The organism is Saccharibacillus qingshengii (assembly GCF_013185195.1).
Classification (GTDB): Bacteria; Bacillota; Bacilli; order Paenibacillales; family Paenibacillaceae; genus Saccharibacillus; species Saccharibacillus qingshengii.
Window position 1 is genome coordinate 168054 of sequence record NZ_JAAZWC010000004.1, and the last position, 20180, is coordinate 188233.

The 20180-nt window shown below is 58.4% G+C and carries 17 protein-coding genes; 13 read left to right on the forward strand and 4 right to left on the reverse strand.

What is annotated here, in order from left to right:
• Window positions 1–214: 214 nt before the first annotated feature.
• Complete coding sequence (locus HRQ60_RS05675; RefSeq protein ID WP_172194663.1) at window positions 215–391, reverse strand: CsbD family protein; 177 nt, start codon at window positions 389–391, stop codon at window positions 215–217.
• Window positions 392–774: 383 nt separating this feature from the next.
• Between HRQ60_RS05675 and HRQ60_RS05680 the strand changes: the two genes are divergently transcribed.
• The gene (locus tag HRQ60_RS05680; protein ID WP_172194664.1) at window positions 775–2337 is read left to right on the forward strand and encodes an ATP-binding response regulator; all 1563 of its coding nucleotides are present in this window, start codon (window positions 775–777) and stop codon (window positions 2335–2337) included.
• Window positions 2338–2429: 92 nt separating this feature from the next.
• Here the strand turns inward: HRQ60_RS05680 and HRQ60_RS24095 are convergent, their stop codons facing one another.
• A complete protein-coding gene (locus tag HRQ60_RS24095) occupies window positions 2430–3161 on the reverse strand; it encodes an HNH endonuclease (protein ID WP_425501626.1) in 732 nt (243 codons plus the stop codon).
• A gap of 757 nt (window positions 3162–3918) precedes the next feature.
• Window positions 3919–5283 (reverse strand): TrkH family potassium uptake protein, encoded by a 1365-nt coding sequence (locus HRQ60_RS05690; RefSeq protein ID WP_172194666.1) that lies wholly within the window; start codon window positions 5281–5283, stop codon window positions 3919–3921.
• Between the two features lie 165 nt (window positions 5284–5448).
• Between HRQ60_RS05690 and HRQ60_RS05695 the strand changes: the two genes are divergently transcribed.
• A complete protein-coding gene (locus HRQ60_RS05695) occupies window positions 5449–6402 on the forward strand; it encodes a 1,4-dihydroxy-2-naphthoate polyprenyltransferase (protein ID WP_172194667.1) in 954 nt (317 codons plus the stop codon).
• 329 nt (window positions 6403–6731) lie between these two features.
• Here the strand turns inward: HRQ60_RS05695 and HRQ60_RS05700 are convergent, their stop codons facing one another.
• On the reverse strand, window positions 6732–7538 hold the full coding sequence (locus HRQ60_RS05700) for an alpha/beta fold hydrolase (protein ID WP_172194668.1): 807 nt from the start codon (window positions 7536–7538) through the stop codon (window positions 6732–6734).
• A 299-nt stretch (window positions 7539–7837) separates the two neighbouring features.
• Here HRQ60_RS05700 and HRQ60_RS05705 point away from each other — a divergent pair, with 299 nt between their 5' ends.
• The 11 genes from HRQ60_RS05705 (at window position 7838) to HRQ60_RS05755 (ending at window position 20179) form a co-directional block, all read left to right on the forward strand.
• Window positions 7838–8788, forward strand: a complete 951-nt coding sequence (locus HRQ60_RS05705) for a hypothetical protein (protein WP_172194669.1) — start codon at window positions 7838–7840, stop codon at window positions 8786–8788.
• A gap of 247 nt (window positions 8789–9035) precedes the next feature.
• A complete protein-coding gene (locus HRQ60_RS05710) occupies window positions 9036–10274 on the forward strand; it encodes an ABC transporter substrate-binding protein (protein WP_172194670.1) in 1239 nt (412 codons plus the stop codon).
• 440 nt (window positions 10275–10714) lie between these two features.
• Window positions 10715–11581 carry a carbohydrate ABC transporter permease gene (locus HRQ60_RS05715; RefSeq protein WP_172194671.1) on the forward strand — a complete coding sequence of 289 codons (867 nt, stop codon included), beginning with the start codon at window positions 10715–10717 and terminating at the stop codon, window positions 11579–11581.
• A complete protein-coding gene (locus HRQ60_RS05720) occupies window positions 11581–12408 on the forward strand; it encodes a carbohydrate ABC transporter permease (protein ID WP_172194672.1) in 828 nt (275 codons plus the stop codon). Before HRQ60_RS05715 ends, HRQ60_RS05720 begins: the two co-directional genes overlap by 1 nt.
• Before the next feature lie 222 nt (window positions 12409–12630).
• The gene (locus HRQ60_RS05725; protein WP_172194673.1) at window positions 12631–13797 is read left to right on the forward strand and encodes a winged helix-turn-helix domain-containing protein; all 1167 of its coding nucleotides are present in this window, start codon (window positions 12631–12633) and stop codon (window positions 13795–13797) included.
• Between the two features lie 155 nt (window positions 13798–13952).
• On the forward strand, window positions 13953–14498 hold the full coding sequence (locus HRQ60_RS05730; protein WP_172194674.1) for a hypothetical protein: 546 nt from the start codon (window positions 13953–13955) through the stop codon (window positions 14496–14498).
• A gap of 347 nt (window positions 14499–14845) precedes the next feature.
• Window positions 14846–15691, forward strand: a complete 846-nt coding sequence (locus tag HRQ60_RS05735; protein ID WP_172194675.1) for a hypothetical protein — start codon at window positions 14846–14848, stop codon at window positions 15689–15691.
• Between the two features lie 107 nt (window positions 15692–15798).
• The gene (locus HRQ60_RS05740) at window positions 15799–16614 is read left to right on the forward strand and encodes an ABC transporter ATP-binding protein (protein WP_172194676.1); all 816 of its coding nucleotides are present in this window, start codon (window positions 15799–15801) and stop codon (window positions 16612–16614) included.
• A 3-nt stretch (window positions 16615–16617) separates the two neighbouring features.
• Window positions 16618–18321, forward strand: coding sequence for a hypothetical protein (locus tag HRQ60_RS05745; protein WP_172194677.1), 1704 nt, complete (start codon window positions 16618–16620; stop codon window positions 18319–18321).
• Between the two features lie 150 nt (window positions 18322–18471).
• Window positions 18472–19917 (forward strand): ATPase domain-containing protein, encoded by a 1446-nt coding sequence (locus HRQ60_RS05750; RefSeq protein ID WP_172194678.1) that lies wholly within the window; start codon window positions 18472–18474, stop codon window positions 19915–19917.
• A 16-nt stretch (window positions 19918–19933) separates the two neighbouring features.
• Window positions 19934–20179 carry a hypothetical protein gene (locus tag HRQ60_RS05755; RefSeq protein ID WP_172194679.1) on the forward strand — a complete coding sequence of 82 codons (246 nt, stop codon included), beginning with the start codon at window positions 19934–19936 and terminating at the stop codon, window positions 20177–20179.
• Window position 20180: the final 1 nt, after the last annotated feature.

Below are 20180 nucleotides of genomic sequence, written 5' to 3' on the forward strand. Positions count from 1 at the left end.
ACTCCAACCGCCTCGGCCGACGAAACAAACAGCAAACAGCAAAAAGACCGCATCCCGGATCACCGGGGGCGGTCTTTTCTGATGTATCCGGAGCCTAGGCTCCGGCTGCCGCCGATCGGCTCGGCGGCATTCCTCGAATGGTTGTAAGTAAGCGCGAATTTTTCGCGCGATGAACCGCCGGAAGGCGGGAGCATCCGCAGCTTGCGTTTATGGTTTAATGACGATCTTTCATCTCGCCGATTTTTTCCTGTACAGCGCCTTTGGCTTTGTCGGCTTTACCTTCGGCTTGAAGACCGGGATCATTTTTCGCGTTACCGATTTGATCTTTGACTTCGCCTTTGGCTTTGTTTACGCCGGCTTTGATTTTGTCGCCCATTCCGTTGTCGCTCATATCGAACAGCTCCTTCGTATGTCTAGGGATACGTGCTTGAGATGGTGCTGTATGGTGCTACTTGTTATATACCCGCTTCGCTGCGGACCTAAACGAAAAAGCCCGGGGGAGTTTGTTTGCACGGGCGGCGCACGCAGCGGCAAAAACGAAAGGCGTAACGAATAAAATTGGAAATTTGGACACCGGTTTTGCCATTTTGACTGGACGATTATCTCTGCGGCAGTGATATAATGATTTCAAATCGTTCGTGTATCGGAATTTGGAAACACGCTGCGCCGCGCCTTTCGGCCGATCTTCATGATCGCGCGCTGCTTATGGCAATGGGATAGCCGAGGCTGCGGAGGGAGTTGTTCATTTTATAGGGGGAAGCGGGTGAACAAGGCATGGAAAATTCGCTGCAAACGGATTTGTGCGGTTCGCCGTCGCTCAGCGCAGCGGCCGGGGATCTGCTTGAGCTGGCTGCCGGGCTGACGGAAGCGGAAACGCTATTTATCGCCAAACGGACAGAGACCGGCATGCAGACACTGATGGTCTGGGGGAAAGCGCGAGAAGGGATTCGGGCCGGCGATCCGCTGGAACTCTCCGATCGCGGGGCTTCGCAGGAGAAAGGAATCACCGTACCGCTGCCTTTTCTGTGCGGGGCGGAGCAGGGCATCGTCGGAGCGATTCGCAGCGGGGCGGATTTTGGAAGCATCGAGGAACGGTCGCTGAAGCGGGCCGCCTCGGTTATTGCTGCACTGGCCGAATCGGAGCAGAAAGGCGCTGCCGCGAAAAGGGAAGAAGAACTTCGGCGGAGCCGGGAAGAGGCCGAGCGGTCCGCACGCCACACCGGCGAGCTGCTGGCCATGATGGGACACGAGATCCGGACGCCGATGAACGGAATCGTCGCCATGTCCCAACTGCTCAGGGAGACCGGATTGACCGACGAGCAGCGGCAGTATCTGCAGATTATCGAAGACAGCCAGCAGTCCCTGCTGGAGCTGGTCGGCAGCATTCTCGATTACGGCAAACTGGAAGCCCGGCAGATGAATCTGGAACTTGCTCCTATGGATCTGATCGGGGCGCTCGAAGATACGGTTTATCAATTCGCAGCCAAAGCGGCGCAGCGCCCCGAAGTGGAACTGACATTGGATCTGGACCTGGATTCGTCCGTCGTGCTGATCGGCGATGTGCAGAAGATCCGCCAGATTGTCGGCAATCTGCTCAGCAATGCCGTCAAATTCACGGCGGCCGGCGAAATCCGGATTTCGGCGAAGCGGCTCGAAGGAGAAAGCGGCGATCGGGCCTGGATCGAATTCGCCGTCCGGGATACCGGCATCGGCATTTCGGAAGCGGGAATTGCCCGACTGTTCCAGGATTATGCGCAGGTGCACCGCCCGGAAGAAGGCGACTACGGCGGCACGGGACTCGGGCTGTCGATCAGCAAACGGCTGGTCGATCTGATGGGAGGACGAATCTGGGCGACCGGGCGCAAAGGCGAAGGCACCCGGATGACCTTCGTGCTGCCGCTTGGCATCGAACCGGATACCGAACAAGCCGTGCCTGAACCTTCCGTATTGAACGGCCGGAGGATTCTGCTTGCCGTTGGCGGAGAAGGCACGCGTTCCACCTTGTCTGCGAAGATCGAACGTCTGGGCATGCAGGTGCGCCCTGCCTCAAGCCGCGGCGAAGCGGCAGTTGCGCTTGCGCGCGAAGGTCCGTTCGACGCGGTGCTGAGCGATTGGGATATCGAACACGAAGCCGGGCGGTTGCCCGGGCTTCCGGCACTCTCCACGCCGCCTACTCCGTTGGTTCTGCTGCTCCCGCTGGTACATGATCAGGCTGCGCCGCCGCCCGGACGTCCTCCGGCGGCTTCCTTGACGAAGCCTGTTCGGCATGCCGAACTCTGCGGTACGCTGAACCGGATCTGCGGGCCTTCCGGCCGTCGAAGCAGTCCGGCCGAATAAACGAAAAAGGACCTGTTCCGCAAACCCCACAGGGCTTGCGGAACAGGTCCTTTTGTATCCGAGGCAGGTTTCCCGCACCGGCTGCTTCATGTTCAGAGCGGCCGGGTCGCAAACGGCTCGTCGGAACGGTCATCCCGATTGCCGGCGGACAGGAAAGTGTCCAGAGGTTCCGCATCTTCCATGAATTCGTCCAGATCGCGGTCCGCCTTGTTCTGATTGCAGAGCATGCAGGCGCAGACGCAGTTGAGCGGCGTCGTATGTCCGCCTTTTGCCCGGGGCAGCAGATGGTCGATCGTATCGCCGTATTCGCCGCAGAAATGGCAGGTGTAGCGGTCGCGTTCCAGAATGTAGCGGCGGAACGTCCGGTTCGTATACAGCCGCCGGATCGTAAAGCGGTTGACCAGCACGGCCGCATGCTCGCGAACGAGGCAGCGTGCCATCTCGAGATCCGTCTCCTGCTGCCAGCGCCGTCCTTTGTCGGTACGCCCGCGCATACGGATCGTACCTTGGCGGGTCGGCCGCAGCTCCGCTTCGCGGGTCGGTTCGAGCATCGCATCGGCCGGCGGTTCCGGCGGCGGCCGCCGAACCCGCCGTTTCGGTGCGGCTTCGGCCGCTTCGACTTCGGCCGGAAGCGCTTCGTGCGGCCGGGCTTGCGCCGACGGCGGCATCGGGTCGGAAGCCTCGTCGCCGGCTTCAAGCGCTGCGCTTCGGCGGCGCTTGCGGCAGTCCCGGCATGCGCCTCGCCGCGCTTCGCTGCCGGACCTCTTGCCGGTCCGGCGCAGGAAATCGCCCAGCGGCTTCGGTTCGCCGCAGTACAGGCACACCTTGACGCCGCCCGAAGGCTCGGCGTCTTCGCCTGGACCGCCGACGAAGACCGGCGGTCTTTCTTCGGCCGGTCTGGCCGCTGCGCCCGTCCGCTGCGGCTCTTCGGCCAAGCAGCCGGCGCCGCGCGGATCCGCGGCGCCGAGCTGCGCTTCGCCGGAACCCGGCACCGGGAATTCGGTCCCGGCGGCTGCACTCTTCTTGGCGCCGCCGCGCCGGCGCTTGCGGCGCCGTTTGCGCGGTTTGGGGCTGTCTTCCGCCGGATCGGCGGAAGGGTCGGTCACGACCGTAGGTTCGTCCGCTGCTTCTTCGGGCGAAGCGGAAGTTCCCGCCGTGTCCGTTCCGGCGTCGGAGATTTCCGCACTGCGTGCGGCTTTGCGTTTTTTGGCGCCGCCGCGTCTTCTTTTGCGTCTGCCCGCAGCCGGAGCGGCATCTTCGGCGCTGCCTGGAGAGAATGTCTCGGGCGCATCGATCTCCGGTCTGGGCGTTTCCGTTTCGCCTGCCGCGGCAGAAGAGGCTTCACCGCTTGGAGTCAGGCTGCCTGCCCCAGATCCCGCAGACGCCGCCGCGCCCGATTTTGTACCGGAGCGTTTTCTGCGCCGGCGTTTGCGCTTGCGGGGCAGGTCAGCGGCAGGCACGCCTTCGGACGGAGATTCATCGACTGCGGAAACGGACGTCGAATCCGCCGCAAGGTCGGGGTTGTCTTTTGTTTTGGCCGATCGGTTTCTTTTGCGTCCCATCAGGGTCCTCCTTTCCGTCTTAGCCGATCGTCACTTTCCCCTCGGGGTAGCGGAACGGCTCTTTGTTCATTTTTGGAGTCAGTGTAAAAGCAAGCGTAATTGGGCCAAGCCGGCCAACGAACATCAGCATAATGATCATAAATTGTCCGAACGGCGTCAGATGCGCGGTCAGTCCCATCGAGATTCCGGCCGTCGCATAAGCGGAAGTGGTCTCGAACAAGATACCGAGGAACGAATAGTTTTCCGTTGCGGACAGGATCATGGCGGCGACCACGATCAGCAGGAACGACAGCAGAGAGAAGGTGATCGCTTTGTAGACACGATCCTGCGCGATCCGGTAGCGGAAAAAGACGATGTCCGGTTTACCCTGGATCATGGAGAGCACCGCTCCGATCAGCACGGCAAAGGTCGTCACTTTGATACCGCCGCCCGCCGAACCGGGAGCCGCGCCGATAAACATCATAATTACCATAAAGAACTGGGTCGCCTGGCGAAGTTCTCCCACATCCAGTGTCGACATGCCTGCCGAGCGGGAAGTGATGGACTGAAACAGCGAAGCGAACGTTTTGCCCGACAAATCAAGCGGTGCAAGCGTGGCCGGGTTGGTGAATTCAAAAACGAAGATGACCAATGCACCGACTACCACCAGAATCGCCGTCATCGACAGCACCACTTTGCTGTGCAGGGAGAGTCTGCGTTTCTGAGGAAAAGCAAGCAGGTCGGCAATGACGATAAAGCCGATGCCTCCGAGCAGAATCATCGGCATGGCAATCAGGTTGATAAACGGATCGTCCACGTAATGGATCAGACTGCCGGCCCGGCCTTCGATAGCGCCGAACAGGTCGAATCCCGCGTTGTTGAAGATGGAGATGCTGTGGAAAGCGCCGAAATAGGCGGCTTGTCCGAGCGGCATTTCAAATGAAAAGCGGACAAACAGCAGCAGGGCACCGATCGATTCGATCACGAGTGCGTACAGCAGGACTTTGCGAATCAGCCGAATGATGCCTTCGGTCGAATTCTGGCTCAGCGTTTCCTGCAAAATTAGCCGTTCGCGGAAAGTAATGCGGCGGCGGAACACCAGCGCGATCAAGGTGGCGACGGTCATGAAGCCCAGACCGCCGATCTGGACGAGTCCGACGAGAACGATCTGTCCGAACGGGGTCATATCGACGCCGGGATTCAATACGGAGAGACCCGTGACACAAGTCGCCGAAGCGGCCATGAATACGGCGTCCAGATAATCCATGGAATGCCCCGAGGTTGAAGCGGCCGGAAGGTAGAGCAGGCCGGAACCGGCCAGAATCATGACGATAAACCCTAAGGCCAGAACTTGGGGCGGATTGAGTCTTAACAGTGGATTTCGGCTTCTTATGGGTTTGAACATAACATTGCCCTCGCGTCAGTAGGATAGAAATGGGATTTCCGATTCATTGTATTACCGGCGTCCGTCAAAGTAAAGGATCGGCTGTGTCCGGGCGGTGACGGGAAAGACGCTTCGTGCTAAGATTTGAAGATTGGAAAAACCGGCCGAGGCCGGAAAGGAGATCCCATGTTTACGTTTCGAAGTTTCCTCGATCTGGTCGAAATCCGCACAAAGGCTGCCAGCATGCTTCCTTTTGCGCTGGGAACGGTGTACGCGCTGCTGCGCTTCGGCGAATTCAGCCTGCTGCATTTTGCGCTGATGCTGATTTCCTTGCTGTCATTCGATCTGGTCGTCACCGCGATGAACAATTATTACGATTACCGCAAAGCGAAGCAGACGCACGGCTACGGCTACGAAGAACACAACGCCGTGGTGAAGCACGGCCTCAAGGAATGGGTGGTCGTCACGACGATCGCCCTACTGTTTGCGACGGCCGTAACGGCCGGGATTCTTCTCGTGCGCGAGACGGGCTGGCTGGTTCTGCTGCTCGGATTCCTCTCGTTCGGGGTCGGCATTCTTTATTCATTCGGGCCCGTGCCTATCTCGCGTATGCCGCTCGGCGAATTCTTCTCCGGCTTGTTCATGGGTTTTGTCATCACGTTCGTCGCCGCCTACATTCAGGTAGAACCCGGACACATCGCTTTGTTGACCCATGAAGGCGGTTGGTTCGATCTGCATGTGAATGCGGCGGAGGTCCTGCTGATCCTGCTCGTCTCGGTGCCGGCCGTTGCGAGTATCGCCAATATCATGCTGGCCAACAATGTCTGCGATATGGAAGAAGATGTCGAGAACAGCCGGTATACGCTCCCTGTCTATATCGGCAAAGCGAACGCACTTAAGCTGTTTTCGATCATTTATTACGTTTCTTACCTCGATCTCTTCGTTTTGCTCTGGCTTGGCGTGCATCCGCTGCTGCTTCTGCCGATTCTTGCAACGCTTATGCCCCTGCGCCGAAATATCCGGGCTTTCACGCGCGAACCGTCCAAGCGGTTGACCTTCGTACTCGCGGTCAAAAACTTCGTGCTGCTCACCGGTGTCCGCGTCGTCGTGATCGTAATCGCCGCCTGGATTGTGCATTAAACGATTCAAAAACAGCCATACGCGGTAGGCGTATGGCTCAGGCTGTCGAGAAAGTCCTATTCGTTGTATAAGCTCGTCGGCTGCGGGAGAAATTCGTTCCGTTCGCGTGTTGAAATCGGGGAAAAGAATTGAAATTTAGCGGAATTTCCTCGATTTCAAAGGCGAACTATAGCATAAGCTTCCGAAGTGCATTTCTTCGAAATGCTTTAGCTCCTACACTGAATTTCTCCCTCCGCCTCCTCGCCTCACTCAGAAGCAGACCTTTATCGACACGTTGAGCCATACGCGGTAGGCGTATGGCTGTTGGGTATGCGGACTAGGGTTGTGGGTCAGCTCAGGAACGAAACGAGTTCTTCGTTGAATTTCTCCGGTTCGTCCATCATGAGGGCGTGGCCGCTCTTGGCGAATGTCACGACATGGGAAGTAGAAATGCCCGCGTTCATGGATTCGGCCAGGGCATACGGACAGATCCGGTCTTTCTCGCCGTGGAAGATGGCGGTCGGCACGGTGATCTGATCCAGATCGCCGCGAAGGTCTTCGTCGCGCAGCATCTCGGCAGCACGCAGCGTGCCGACGGCGGAAGCCTGGAAAGCGACCATTTCGACCCAGGCGGCCGAAGAAGCGCTTGGCGTCTTGTGGGTGAGCTTCTTGCCGAATGAAGTAATCATCTTCGGCCGGTCTTCCAGGGTCGGACGGATCATCTGCTCGTTCAGGTCTTCGACGCTCATCGCTCCGGGTGCACCTTCGCGCGCCGTGAAACTCGGTGCGGCCGCGCCGATCAGCAGCAGCTTCGAGATTCCGTGGGATTGATACCGGGCCGCATAATGCAGCGCTGTCGCACCGCCCATCGAGAAGCCGACCAGTGCGGCATCTTCGAGCCCCAGCTTGTCGATGACCGCCCGTACGTCGTCCGCATAGCGGTCGTAAGTATAGCCTTCCCAGGGCGCGTCGGATTTGCCGAAGCCTCGGAAGTCGATACCGATACAGCGGAAGCCGAGCGCGGGAAGGCGCATATATGCATATTCGAACATTCGGGAATCGAGAGGCCATCCGTGCAAGAAGATGACCGGACGCCCTGCGCCGATATCTTCTACATAAATATGGATGCCCGATTCCACTTCAATATATTTTCCCATATCTGAAAAGCCTCCTTGAGTGGGTGCTTCTTCTGTCATCTGCTGTGCGGTTCTTGTCTTCAAGAGGCTGTATCTTCAAGAGGCTGTAATGCAGTACGCGACCGTTCCGCGCCGCAAGGCCGGGGGATTCGGCCCACGGCGAAGGACGACGGCCGGACTTCTTCTTATTACCCGCAAATGGGAATTGAATCTACCGGTTGTCAAAAAAAGTCGCGGGCTTTCTTTTCTACCGAAGAAGCGGCGTGGTCCGCTTCCGGCAGAAAAGGGTAAAAAAAGGGAAAAACCAAGGAGGAATCGATATGAGCAAATCCGCAGCTTATCGACTGTTCATGGCCGGTCTGGGCTTGGGCGTCGCCCTCTCCGGCACGGGAATGGCGGCGGCCGAACCGGCAGCCGGGTCCCCTGCCTCGGTGTCCGTCCAGGCGGCACAGGACCCGGGCGCGTACGACCGTTTCAATCGCTACTTGAGCCGTTCGCCGTCGACGGAATCGCTGTCGTCCGCACGGGCCGTGCTGATCAATCACGCCAAATCGTTTACGAAATCGCAGGCAACGCTCGCCGTTTTGAAGCTCGAGAATGCGCAGAATGCGTATCTCGACGTCATGCTGCGGCGAATCGATCGGCCGGCCGTCCAGAAATCGATCGCAGCCGTCTACAAGCCGGGGATGACGCTGAATGAAGTCCTGAGCCGGGTATCGGCCCGGGAAGCCGTAATCGCCTTGCAGGACATGCGTGCGATCGACTATAAGCTCGAAACGGGTGAAGGCCTGTTCTATCCGGTGATCCACTACAAGAGTTACAAGCGCTTCAAGCCGTACGTCAAATCCGATATCGCTTCCTACCTCGACCTGATGGCCCGCGAATCCGAAGATCCAGCCAACGGCGATGCGGCGCTGCTGATCGGCTGGGACGATGCGCTGCAGCGCGCGGTCGACTTCGAGTCGTTTCTTGCGACATACAGCGTCTCCAACCGGCGGGAAGCGATTCGGGAACGCTTCCGATGGGCCAAGCTTTCGGTCTTCTACGGACAGAGCAATACGCCGCTGTTCGACTACGATACGGGCGCTGTCGATCCGGAAGCGAGAGCGGCCTACACCCGGCTGCTGTCGGCCAAAAGCGAGTCGGAACTGGCTTCGAGCAAAGTGCTGACGGACCTGCAAGGGCTGATGGATCTGCTCGATCGTACAGGCGGCAAGCGGACCCGGGCGGTCGAAGACTACCTGTCCCAAAAAGTGCCGGTCGGCAGCTGAATTTTTGAAGCGCCAAAAGTCCGCAGGCTTCGCGCCGTACGCGGACTTTTGGCGTTTTCTTGTTCGAAAGCGTTTTATATAGCCGATTCGCTGCCGACTTGTTGGGGGTATTGTTAAACGGATGGGCGAGCGGCGAACGAGCGGAATTTGAACACGGGCATCGGAAAAAGACGTTTGAAAGCCCGGGGAGTTTCCGCCGCTGCCGCCCGATCGGCAACCTACACAAGACTGCGGGGAGGCGCATAAGATGGCAAAATGGATCAGACGGCTGGGCGCCGCAAGCCTACTCGGCGTACTGCTGACGCTGACGGCCTGCGGAAGCGGCCAATCGGCCGACGGCAAAGTACATATCGAGTTTTTCCAAAACAAGCCGGAAGCCAAAGGATCGTTCGACAAACTGATTGCGAAATTCAATGAAGAAAATCCGGATATTGTCGTTACGCAGACCAATCCGCCCGACGCCGAAATGGTGCTCATGACGCGGGTCGTCAAAAGCGATGTGCCGGACATCATCGGAATGGGCGCGACGGATACGTATTCCGTGCTCGGACAAAGCGGGATTTTCGCCGATCTGGCGGGAGAACCGTTCCTGGACCGGATCAATCCCCGCTACATGCAGATGCTGAACGATTTGACCGGACAGGAAGCGATCAACGGGATCCCTTACGCGGCGAACGCCGACGGCATTATGTACAACCGCGCCATTTTCGAGAAATTGAATCTGGAAGTGCCCAAGACCTGGGACGAATTCATGGAGGTCGCGCAGAAGGTCAAAGAAGCGGGCGTTACGCCTTTCTACCTGACCTACAAAGACGACTGGACAACGAACCTGCTGTTCAACGCCCTGGCTCCGAACATTGCCGGCATCGACTTTTTCCTGGAGCGCCGCGATAACAAGGTGTCGTTCGAAGATCCCGTGATGCAGGAAGTGGCGGACAAAGCGCTCGCCGTGCTGCCTTACGGCACGAACGACAACTTCGGCCGCACCTACGCCGACGGCAACCGCGCTTTCGCCAACGGCGAAGCCGCGATGTATATCCAGGGCAGCTGGGCGATTCCTGAAATCCGCAAAGCCAATGCCGATATCGATCTGGGATTCTTCGCAACGCCGACCGGCGACGATGCCGAAGCGAACAAACTGGTTTCCGGCGTGGATACGCTGCTCGCGGTCGCCGAGAGCACGGAACATCGCGAAGAGTCGATGAAGTTTATCGAATTCCTAATCGAAGACGAGAACATCGCCCAGTACATCAAGGAACAGACCGCTTTCTCCGCTGTCGAAGGGATCGATCAGAACGACCCGGCCGTGGCCGAACTTCAGCCTTATTTCGACTCCGGCCGCCTCGTCGATTTTGCCGACCACTACATCCCGGCCGCCGTTCAGTTGAATTCTCTTGTACAGGAGTTCCTGCAGCGCGGGGACGCCGACGCTTTCCTGAAGCGCCTAGACAGCGAATGGACCAAAGTCGCCAACCGCAGATCCTGACCTTTTGATCTACGCGGCTCTTTTGACCCGTCCTTGATCTTGATCTCTTTGATCTTGATCTGCTCTCGCAGGCGGGAATCGTCCAGGCCCCCGGCCGCCGACAATTCCCGCCGCGGCGCAGCCGCAAGCTCGCCTAAACAGGCGAGCCGCATTACCCTCTTTTATCCGTCGCTTTAAAGTTTGCCCGGCGGCCTCGCTGCAAGGCCGCCTTGCCCTTACACCCCAAAAAGTAACTCGACGCGCGAGCGCGGGCGGAGGGCGGGGAAATCCCGGAAAAGCGAAGCGGTCGCCTTTGAGGTCCGATTTTCACCTTGCAAACGTTCAATCCAAAAATCGGACCGAAACAGCGATTGAAGGGATTCCCCGCCCGGAGCGTCTTCCGAGCACCCGAAGCGCCTCCGAGCACCCGCACCGCTCAACCGTCGAGAAAGGAGAATCCGATGGCCAAAAGAAAAGCCGCCTTTTACTGGATGACCGTCCCGGCTTTGCTGCTGTTTTTCGTCTTCCATACGTTCCCGGCCCTGCAGGGGGTGTTCTACTCGTTCACCAACTGGAACGGCTTCGCCCAAACGTACGACTTCGTCGGTTTCAAGAACTATTATTACCTGTTCCAGGACGACAACGTCGGCAACGCCTACTGGTTCACGTTCAAGTTCGCGATCCTCGTCACGATCGTGATCAACGTGCTCAGCCTGCTGATCGCGATGGGGCTGAACGCCAGCATCAAAGCGCGAAACTTTTTCCGCGGCGTGTACTTCCTGCCGAACATCCTGAGCGTCCTGATCGTCGGCTACATATTCAACTATCTGTTCTCCAACGTGTTCACCGTCTGGGGCGAGAACCTCGGCATCGGAGCGCTGTCCACGAACCTGCTCGGCAGCCAGACGCTGGCCTGGATCGGCGTCGCGTTCGTCGCGATCTGGCAGGGCATTGCGCTGAACACCATTTTGTATCTGTCCGGCCTGCAGACGATTCCGGTCCAGCTGTACGAAGCTTCCGGTCTCGACGGCGCCAACAAGTGGCAGGAGTTCTGGAAAATCACGTTCCCGCTCATCGCTCCTTTTTTCACCATTAACATGGTCCTGGCGATGAAGAACGCGCTGATGGTCTTCGACCTGATCGTCGCGCTGACGAACGGCGGACCGGGCCGCGCCACGCAGTCGATCTCGCACCTGATCTACACGGGCGGCTTCGAAGGCGGCGAATTCGCGTATCAGTCGGCGAACTCGGTCATCTACTTTATCGTGATCGCGGTCATCTCGATCGTGCAGATCCGCTACTTGCAGAGAAGGGAGACGGATATGTAATGAAAACCCGCAAACGGACCAACTGGATCGCCATGATCCTGATTGCGCTCGGGACGATCTTCATCTTGTTCCCGCTGTACATGGCCGTCACCATCGCGCTCAAGAATCAGACGGACATGCTGAATTCCATTTTCGGCCTGCCGACGAATCTGCGTTTCGAAAACTTCGCACGGGCGATCGAGATGACGAACTTCTTCCAGGCGCTGCGCAACAGCGCGATCGTCACCGGATCGACCGTCGTGCTGACCATCTTGAGCAACTCGCTTGTCGCCTACGCGGTCGCGCGGAACATGGGCAAGAGCAAGTTTTTCAAAGGACTGTATTTCTACTTCATCAGCGCCATGTTCATTCCGTTCCCGATTATCATGCTGCCGATCGTCAAGCTGACGGCTTCGCTGGGCATGACGAATCTGCTGGGCCTGATCATCCTGCACACGGTGTACGGCCTGGCGTTCAACGTGTTCATCTATGTCGGCTACATCCGCTCCATTCCGATCGATCTGGAAGAAGCGGCGACGGTCGACGGCACGGGCACGTTCGGGACGTTCGTCCGGATCATCTTCCCGCTGATGGCGCCGATCAACGCGACGGTGGGCATCCTGATCTGCTTGTCGACGTACAATGACTTCCTGCTGCCGCTGGTCATCTTGAGCGATCAGAACCAGTACACGCTGCCGCTCGTGCAGTACGTGTTCCAGGGACAATTCAACACGGAGTTCAATCTGGCGTTCGCGTCGTATCTGCTGGCGATGCTGCCGATGATCGTGATCTATCTGTTCGCGCAGAAGTGGATCATCAACGGCGTTACGCAGGGCGCGGTGAAGTAACGCTTGGCTTGAAGCCCCGCGGTTCGGTTGGAAAAGCGTTCGGAAACGGCCTTCGGTCGTTCCGGACGCTTTTTGCGCTGCGCAGCGACGGGGGTTGGGCTCACATTGGCATAGAGCGAAGAATGGATCATGCGGTATAATGGCGGGACGAGAAAGTTGTCCGAACCGTCTACGCCGCTCTAGGCGCAGGCTGCCGGGTTCGGATCGAAGGAGGGAATAGAGATGCCGCCTCTACGATTTGATGACAGACGGATGGAAGCCGAATGCGGCGACGCGAGAATTACGCTGCTGGCCAAAGAGTACGCGCTGCTGCGTTTTCTGCATGCCAATGCCAACCGGGTGTTCAGCCGCGAGCAGCTGCTCGATCGGGTATGGCCCGGCGAATACCCGGTCGACCGTACGGTGGACGATCATATTTACCGGCTGCGCAAAAAGCTCAAATCCGTGGGCGGACCGCCGATCGAGACGATTCGCGGTATCGGATACTGCCTGGCACCGCGTCCGTCGGCGGAAGAAGACGAGGTGCCTTCCCTGCATGATCCGGCGGTCCAGGAAGCCGTGAACGGCATATTTTCCCGGTATCACCGGTTGGGTCAGGGTCGCGCCATGCTGGCTCTGGCGGCGCAGCACCGGGCGCTGGGATTTCGGTTGGATTCCTTTTACGGACTGTATCTGCATTTCGTGGAAGGCGATCTGCGCTGGTTTCTGGAAAATGAACAGACGCCGATGAACGAACGGATCTACTGGCTGCTGCTGTTCGAGCTGTTCGTGGATACGCCGGGCCGCAAGTCGGAGATCTGCGAGCGGGCGCTCCGCCTCGGAGCGCTGCCGCCGGACGGACACCGCGAGATGGAGATTCTCAATATCGCCGATCTGTATGCGGCCGAAGATCGGATCGACGAAGCGCTGGCCGTGCTGTACCGTGCCCGCCGGGTGGCCGAAGAGCAGCGGCTGGACGGCTTTGTCGTGCCGATCGAGATCAGTGCCCTGTACGTCCGGCTGATGCAGGGGAGTGCGGAACTTGCGGCCCAGCAGTCTGCTCTTGCTGCCGGGCTGCTCGAACGTGAACCGTATCTGCGGGAGCTCGCGGGCTACCGGATACTGGAAGGCGCGAGATTGGAGCTGATCGGTCGGAGCGAAGAAGGCGAAGCGCTGATCCGCGAAGGACTGGATACGTTCGAGCGTTCGGGATTCGTGCCGCATCGCCTCGTGGCGCTGCATCGGCTCTGCGGCGTGCTGCGCCGGCATGCGCCGGGCGAAGCCGCCGAACGTCTCTATTCCGCCCGTCTGCAGGCGGAATACGGACGATTCGGGCTCAGCGGACTCCGGCAGGAACTGGGCGAACGCATCCGGGACTATCTCGACCGATTGGAGCAGTCCGGCCGGTAGGCGGCAGTCTTCGGGTTGTCCGCGGCGGTGAACGGCAATATCCATTCCGCCGAATTTCTTCCCTCTGATAAACCTCTGACATTTCCCGGATAACCTGAATCCGTGCTTGATTACGGAAGCGGTTCGATCGGATCGCCGGGGGAGGAAGAAGACAGATGATCGAGAAACAAACCGGGAACGGCAGTCGGAAACGTCCGGGATTCACAACGGAAAAAAGTAAAAAAGGAGCGGCAGCCGGCAGGCCTTCGCTGCTCCGGCACCCGGTCTTCGGCCGCGCTGACCTCCGCCGCCAATCTTCGCTTCGCCGGCAGGGATACGCGGTCAAGCTGGGAGGAAGCTACATCCTGATCGGACTGTCGGTGCTGCTGCTGGGCCTGCTTGAGCCGGGCGCATCGGTCGCCGCTATTCTCGGGATCGGTCTGCTGCTCGGAGCGGGCAACGGATTGTTTATGATTACGTTCAACTACGCCCTGCAAAAAGAAACCCCGGCTGCCATGACCGGGCGCGTCTTCGGTATTCAACATACCCTGTTCAGCCTGGTGATGATCGCCGCTCCGCCGCTTGGCGGGTTGTCGGTCCAGCACTTCGGCGCAGGTTCGGTGTTCGAAGCCGCGGGCGGGGCAATTCTGCTGCTCGGAACGGCCGGATTTGTCTTCGGCCGCTCGATCTGGAAGCCCGAGGCCGGGATTTCGAGAAATTGAACCTCTTTTTGCCCCTTTCCGGAAGGATTGGGGCTTTTGTCATGGAACTGTAATATAGGGTTACAACTTTTTTTCTGGAAAAATCGCCAGGATGTCTTAAGCTAGAAGAAGAGGGTTTTTCCCGATGGACAAGCCCTTTTTTCCCTGAATGGGAAACCGACACCGAATGAACTCCGTATCGCCGGACGAAAATCCCGGACGAACGGCCCAACCTATCTTCGGACCGCCCGGTTTTGTACCGCCCGGATCCGAACTGCCGTATGAATTCCCCTGAACCTTTTCGGCGCTTCGAGACAAGCGCCTTCCATTTCATATATCCTTCGGGAACGAAAAGAGGACATCCAAACATGAAAAACACACGCCGCCTTGCCGTCTCCGTCCTGGTCTGTCTTTCGGTTGCCGCCGCCGCGCTGACGGCTTCCGCCGCCGCTCCGATCAAAGTCTACCGGGAAGGTACCGAGGTCGTGACCGAAGCTTCGCCGCGCTTTGTCGACGGACAAGTGATGCTTCCCCTCGGCCTTGCCGGAGAGCTGTTCGACCAGCACATGAGCTATGACACCAAAAACCGCATTCTGAAAGTCGAGAACCGAACCGGCCAAATTGCCGAATCGGTGGACGGAACGCTGTCTATCACCGGCATGGAAAGCCCGAACGGCATGTGGGACGATCTTCGTCTGCACAGCGGCAGCCGCACGGCGGCTCTGCCCGGCAAAACGCTGGGTCCAAACAGCCCGTATCCGCCTGAGTTCGTATCGGCCAGTCTGACGGCGGGAGCCGCTCCCGATACGGTCGTTCTGCTGACCCAGGGCTACGGGACGGGCGTGTATGTCAATGAAGCGGTCGTCTATACGTCGGATCTGGAGCCGATTCCTCTCGAAGACGGAGCCATCGCCATGCTCAAGCAGTTTCGCGCCGAATTCGCCGCGGACGGAAGCGTCGGGATCGAAGCGGGCGGCGTGACCACGCAAATCGCCGCGGACCGGATCTTGACGGAGCGGGCGCAGCGCGGAGAACGTCCGTCTTTTGGCCAGGTCATCCGCTACGGAATCGAAGACGGCCGTTTGACCGCGACGGCGGGCGTACAGGTCGGCATGTCCGAATTTATCGGAGACCTTACGCTTGGCTATACGTATAAGAACGGTGTGCTGCAGGCCGGGACGGCCGTGTTTACCCCTTATGACGAGTACCGCTGATCGGGCATCTTTGCCGGAGCGGGCGTCCCTTTCTGACGATAACGACAAGCCGGATTCCGCCGAGAACGGCGGGTTCGGCCTCTCGAATGCGAGGAGACGAGAATCACATGGAACAAGCCATTCCCCCGAAAGACCGCGAAGCGCAGGCGGAAGCGGTGCTGTCCATCCGCGAACTGCGGATGAAGTACGCAGACCGTTATGTGCTGAACGGAATCGATCTGGAGGCACGTCCGGGACAAATTATCGGTTACATAGGGCCCAACGGAGCGGGCAAGAGCACAACGATCAAAATCATGCTGGGACTGGTCAAAGGTTATTCGGGCGAGGTCAAGCTGTTCGGCCGGGACATCGCGGAAGCCGGCAGCGAGTACAAACGCCGAATCGGCTACGTGCCGGAGACGGCCGAGCTGTACGATAACCTGACGGCGCGCGAATATCTGACTTTTACGGGAGAGCTGTACGGCTTGGCGCCGGAGCTTGCCGAACGCAAAGCGCGGATGCTGATGGAGGCCTTCGGCTTATCCGAAGCGATCGATTCGAGAATCGCCGCGTATTCCAAAGGGATGAAGCAGAAGGTGCTGCTGTCTTCGTGCCTGCTGCACGATCCCGACCTGATCTTCCTCGACGAGCCGCTGAGCGGTCTTGACGCCAACAGCGTCATGGTGGTCAAGGAGCTGCTGGAATTGTTGGCTGCCCGGGGCAAGACCGTGTTCTATTCGTCCCACATCATGGATGTGGTCGAGAAGATCAGCAGCCGGATCGTGCTGCTGAGCGGAGGACGGGTAGCCGCCGACGGCAGCTTCGAAGAGCTGCGCGCGCGGGGCGGGGAGAAATCGCTGGAAGAGCTGTTCAACCAGCTGACGGATTTTCACGAGCACCGTCAGATTGCGGAGCGGCTGGTCGGCGTATTGGAGGAGCGATAGGCGATGGAGGATTATCGGATGCTGCGGGTGCTCGACCGGATCCGGTTCCTGTTTGAACGGATCGGAATCGATTATCCGGCCATGCGCCTTATTCTGGGGCTCAAGCTTACGCTCGACCGGAGGCGGACCACGGGAGCCGCGGCTTTGTTTGGCGGAGCCAAGGTCCGTTCGGGAGGATTCAGGCCGGGATTTGACCGCGGAAACTTCCTGAAGCCCAAAGAGCAGCCGGACGCAGCGGGCGGAATGGGGAAAACGCTGTTCTTCTACGGCCTGTACGGCGCCGTGTCTTCGTTCTTTCTGGTGGCCGGCGGCAGCTATATGCTGCAGGCGGGGATTGTGATCGCGGTGCTGCTGTTCGTCATGATGACGGCCATGCTGTCGGACTTCTCGTCCGTGATGCTTGATGTGCGGGACAAAGCGATCCTGCATACGAAGCCGGTGGACGGCCGGACACTGGGGATGGCGAAGGCGCTGCATATCCTGATTTATTTCACGCAGTTCGCTCTGGCGCTCGGCGCGGTCCCGATTGTCGTCGGCGTTGTGCGCTACGGGGTGCCTTTCGGACTTCTGCTGCTGGCTTCGCTGGCATTCGGCGGGCTGCTGGTCGCCGTCTTCACCGCTTTTGTGTATCTGCTCGTCCTGAAGCTGTTCGACGGGGAAACGCTGAAGGACATGGTCAACTACGTACAGATTGCGATGACGATCTTTATGCTGGTAGGTTATCAGGTCGCGATCCGCGCGTTGGACTTCGCCCGGCTGTCGGCCGACTTCGTACCGGGCTGGTGGGAACTTGCGCTGCCTCCGCTGTGGTATGCGGCCGCTTTCGAGTGGCTGCTGAACGGACGAAGCGAATGGCTGTATGTGCTGCCGGCCCTGTTGGGAGCGGGGGTTCCCCTGCTGGGGGCCGTGGTGTTTTTCCGCCTGATGCCCCTGTTCGAACGCAGCCTGGAGAAACTGGGAGGAGCCGATCCGCGCGGACGCACCGCGCCGGCGCGGCGCTGGAACCGGATGCTGTCGAAGCTGCTCTGCCGGAGCGGTCAGGAACAGGCTTTCTACGTATTCGCCGCTTCGATGCTTGCCGGAGAACGGGAATTCAAGCTTAAGGTCTATCCTTCGCTCGGGTTCTCCCTCGCGATCCCGTTTATCTTCCTGTTTACGTTCGCCACCAGCGGCGGCGGACTATCCGCGATCGATTACGAGAGCGGAGCCGGGTATTTGAACCTGTACGCGTGTTCCATTATGATCCCGACTCTTGTGCTCATGGTCAAGTATTCGGGAAGTTTCAAAGGAAGCTGGATTTACGGCAGCGCGCCGATCGCCCGGCTGGACGACGCGGTCCGGGGAACGCTCAAAGCGCTGTTCGTCCGGTTGTTCCTGCCGCTGTTCCTGGTCGAATCGGCCGTGTTCACGTTCTTGTTCGGTATCCGCATCGTTCCCGATCTGCTCGTGATGCTTGCCGTCTCGGCGCTGCTGCTTCCTCTTACGCTGCGTATGACCGGAATGGAGCTGCCTTTCTCGCTGCCTTTTCCGTCGTCCGATCCGAACGGTCTCAAGACCATCGGGGTCATGCTGCTGCTGGGTGTGATGGCTGGCGCGCATTACGCGGTAAAGGCCTATACGCCGGACTGGGGAATCTGGGTGCTGCTCGCCTCCGTACTTGCCGCCAACCTCTGGGGATGGAGAAGTACCCTTTTCAAAACCGAATGAAACGCATTTTACAGCACTATGGAAAAAATGGAAAAGCTATTTCAAACTTTAATGTAATCGGGTAAGATCAAGATAAGAGGAATTTCCTATTCCCATAGATAGAGGGTCACGGTCAACAATCACTTCGATTCAAGGGGGGCGGCGGAACTTATGCAAGAGACGGGGCTGGGTCAAGATATCGTACACACGGGGGTTCCGGGGCTTGATGTACTGCTGGGCGGAGGCGTCCCGCGCGGGACGACGATCATACTCGAGGGGAATCCGGGTACGGGCAAAACGACGCTGGGCATCCAGTATTTGCTCGAAGGAGCCCGGCAGTACGGCGAAGCGGGCATCTATATTACTTTTGAAGAGCTTCCTGAACAGATTTATCGGGACATGGCGGGGTTCGGGTGGGACCTGCGCGAGCTCGAACGGCAAAATAAACTTCGGATCATCTGTCTGGAGCCGGACGTTCTGCTCGATCAGATGATGCGTACCGACGGGTTGTTCGAACAATTGATCCGCGAGATCGACTGCAAGCGCGTCGTAATCGACAGTATCAGCTTGTTCCGCAAGCTGGGGGGACTGGAGACAGATGGACGCGAGCAGATTTATTCGATCCGCAACATTATGCGCAAGTTCGATCTGACGGCTTTTTTTCTCAGGGAATACGGGGAAACGGAAGGGCGTTCGACGCCGTTCGAGAATTATGTCTGTGACGGCATTATCCGCCTGTCGCTGCGCGAGCATCTGGAGAAATACCGCAAGCGCACGATCGAAATCCTCAAGATGCGCGGTACGTGTATCGTCGAAGGCGAACATCATTACCGGTTTATGAATGACGGCATCTGCATCCTGCCTGCCTTGTCGATGGTTGAGGACAAAATCCTGAACGACGGCGTCGACCGGCTGAGCACGGGGATCGAGTCGCTGGACGAGATTCTTATTGGCGGGCTTCCGCATGGAAGCGCGTTCATGTTGGACAGCAACAGCAAAGCCAATTACAATTACCTGATGAATTCGATCCATGCCGAACGCCTCAGACAGGGAGACTGCGTACTGTTCATGCTGTCGGGGTTGAGCTCGATCGATACGCTGGAGCAGACGCTTGCGCTGTTCGACGTATCGTTAAAAGAAGCGGCAGCCGAGGAACGAGTCTTTTTCATCGACCATTATCATCGCAAAGTGGCACCCGAGTACGAGAAGCTGGTCATCTACGTCGACCGTCTCTCGAATGAGGAGTATCAGAAGAAGGTCTACGAAGCGATCAACCCGCATTTCCGCGAAACGATGGTACAGGGCAAACGTTGGTTTATCCATTACGACCTTAATACGATCATATCCGAGCGCGGGCGCGAATTTGTCAAACGGAATTTCGCCGACGAGATGGCCCGATGCAGGGCGGCCGGCATTACGGTACTCTGCCAAAGCAACTTTACGGAAATCGGACTGGAGACGTCTTCCTTCCTCGAACGGGCCTCGAACGGAGTCATCCGTACCTGGGTGGACGGAAGCTATCAGTATCTCCAGATCACGAAATCCCCGGGCGGCCGCATGTCGGCTCCCCATATCGTCGACAATATCAGGGACAGACCGTATGTTAGGCTGATATAGGGGGCACACGAGAAAGATGACGATTTCGGATCAGGAGTTGTTAAAGCTGCAGATGGAGTGCACGATGTTTTTTGAAAACAACCCTTACGCCTATGAAACCGCTAAAGGGCTCGCCAAGAAGCTGGGACGCGGGATCGAACCGCTGCAAATTGTATTGAACCGCTTGGCCGCAATCTCCATCCTGGATAAAAGAGGTGAAGGGAACATGGCTATTTATTCGTACAAAACCCCTTATACTCAAAGTGAAGTGGAGATCCATTAAT

Excerpts from the sequence above, each read along its gene's own strand:
- HRQ60_RS05730 (WP_172194674.1), top strand. The coding sequence starts at position 13,953 with ATGATCGAGAAACAAACCGGGAACGGCAGTCGGAAACGTCCGGGATTC.
- HRQ60_RS05715 (WP_172194671.1), top strand. The coding sequence starts at position 10,715 with ATGGCCAAAAGAAAAGCCGCCTTTTACTGGATGACCGTCCCGGCTTTG.
- HRQ60_RS05710 (WP_172194670.1), top strand. The coding sequence starts at position 9,036 with ATGGCAAAATGGATCAGACGGCTGGGCGCCGCAAGCCTACTCGGCGTA.
- HRQ60_RS05735 (WP_172194675.1), top strand. The coding sequence starts at position 14,846 with ATGAAAAACACACGCCGCCTTGCCGTCTCCGTCCTGGTCTGTCTTTCG.
- HRQ60_RS05745 (WP_172194677.1), top strand. The coding sequence starts at position 16,618 with ATGGAGGATTATCGGATGCTGCGGGTGCTCGACCGGATCCGGTTCCTG.
- HRQ60_RS05695 (WP_172194667.1), top strand. The coding sequence starts at position 5,449 with ATGTTTACGTTTCGAAGTTTCCTCGATCTGGTCGAAATCCGCACAAAG.
- HRQ60_RS05755 (WP_172194679.1), top strand. The coding sequence starts at position 19,934 with ATGACGATTTCGGATCAGGAGTTGTTAAAGCTGCAGATGGAGTGCACG.
- HRQ60_RS05675 (WP_172194663.1), bottom strand. The coding sequence starts at position 391 with ATGAGCGACAACGGAATGGGCGACAAAATCAAAGCCGGCGTAAACAAA.
- HRQ60_RS05690 (WP_172194666.1), bottom strand. The coding sequence starts at position 5,283 with ATGTTCAAACCCATAAGAAGCCGAAATCCACTGTTAAGACTCAATCCG.
- HRQ60_RS05680 (WP_172194664.1), top strand. The coding sequence starts at position 775 with ATGGAAAATTCGCTGCAAACGGATTTGTGCGGTTCGCCGTCGCTCAGC.
- HRQ60_RS05750 (WP_172194678.1), top strand. The coding sequence starts at position 18,472 with ATGCAAGAGACGGGGCTGGGTCAAGATATCGTACACACGGGGGTTCCG.
- HRQ60_RS05700 (WP_172194668.1), bottom strand. The coding sequence starts at position 7,538 with ATGGGAAAATATATTGAAGTGGAATCGGGCATCCATATTTATGTAGAA.
- HRQ60_RS05740 (WP_172194676.1), top strand. The coding sequence starts at position 15,799 with ATGGAACAAGCCATTCCCCCGAAAGACCGCGAAGCGCAGGCGGAAGCG.
- HRQ60_RS05720 (WP_172194672.1), top strand. The coding sequence starts at position 11,581 with ATGAAAACCCGCAAACGGACCAACTGGATCGCCATGATCCTGATTGCG.
- HRQ60_RS05705 (WP_172194669.1), top strand. The coding sequence starts at position 7,838 with ATGAGCAAATCCGCAGCTTATCGACTGTTCATGGCCGGTCTGGGCTTG.
- HRQ60_RS05725 (WP_172194673.1), top strand. The coding sequence starts at position 12,631 with ATGCCGCCTCTACGATTTGATGACAGACGGATGGAAGCCGAATGCGGC.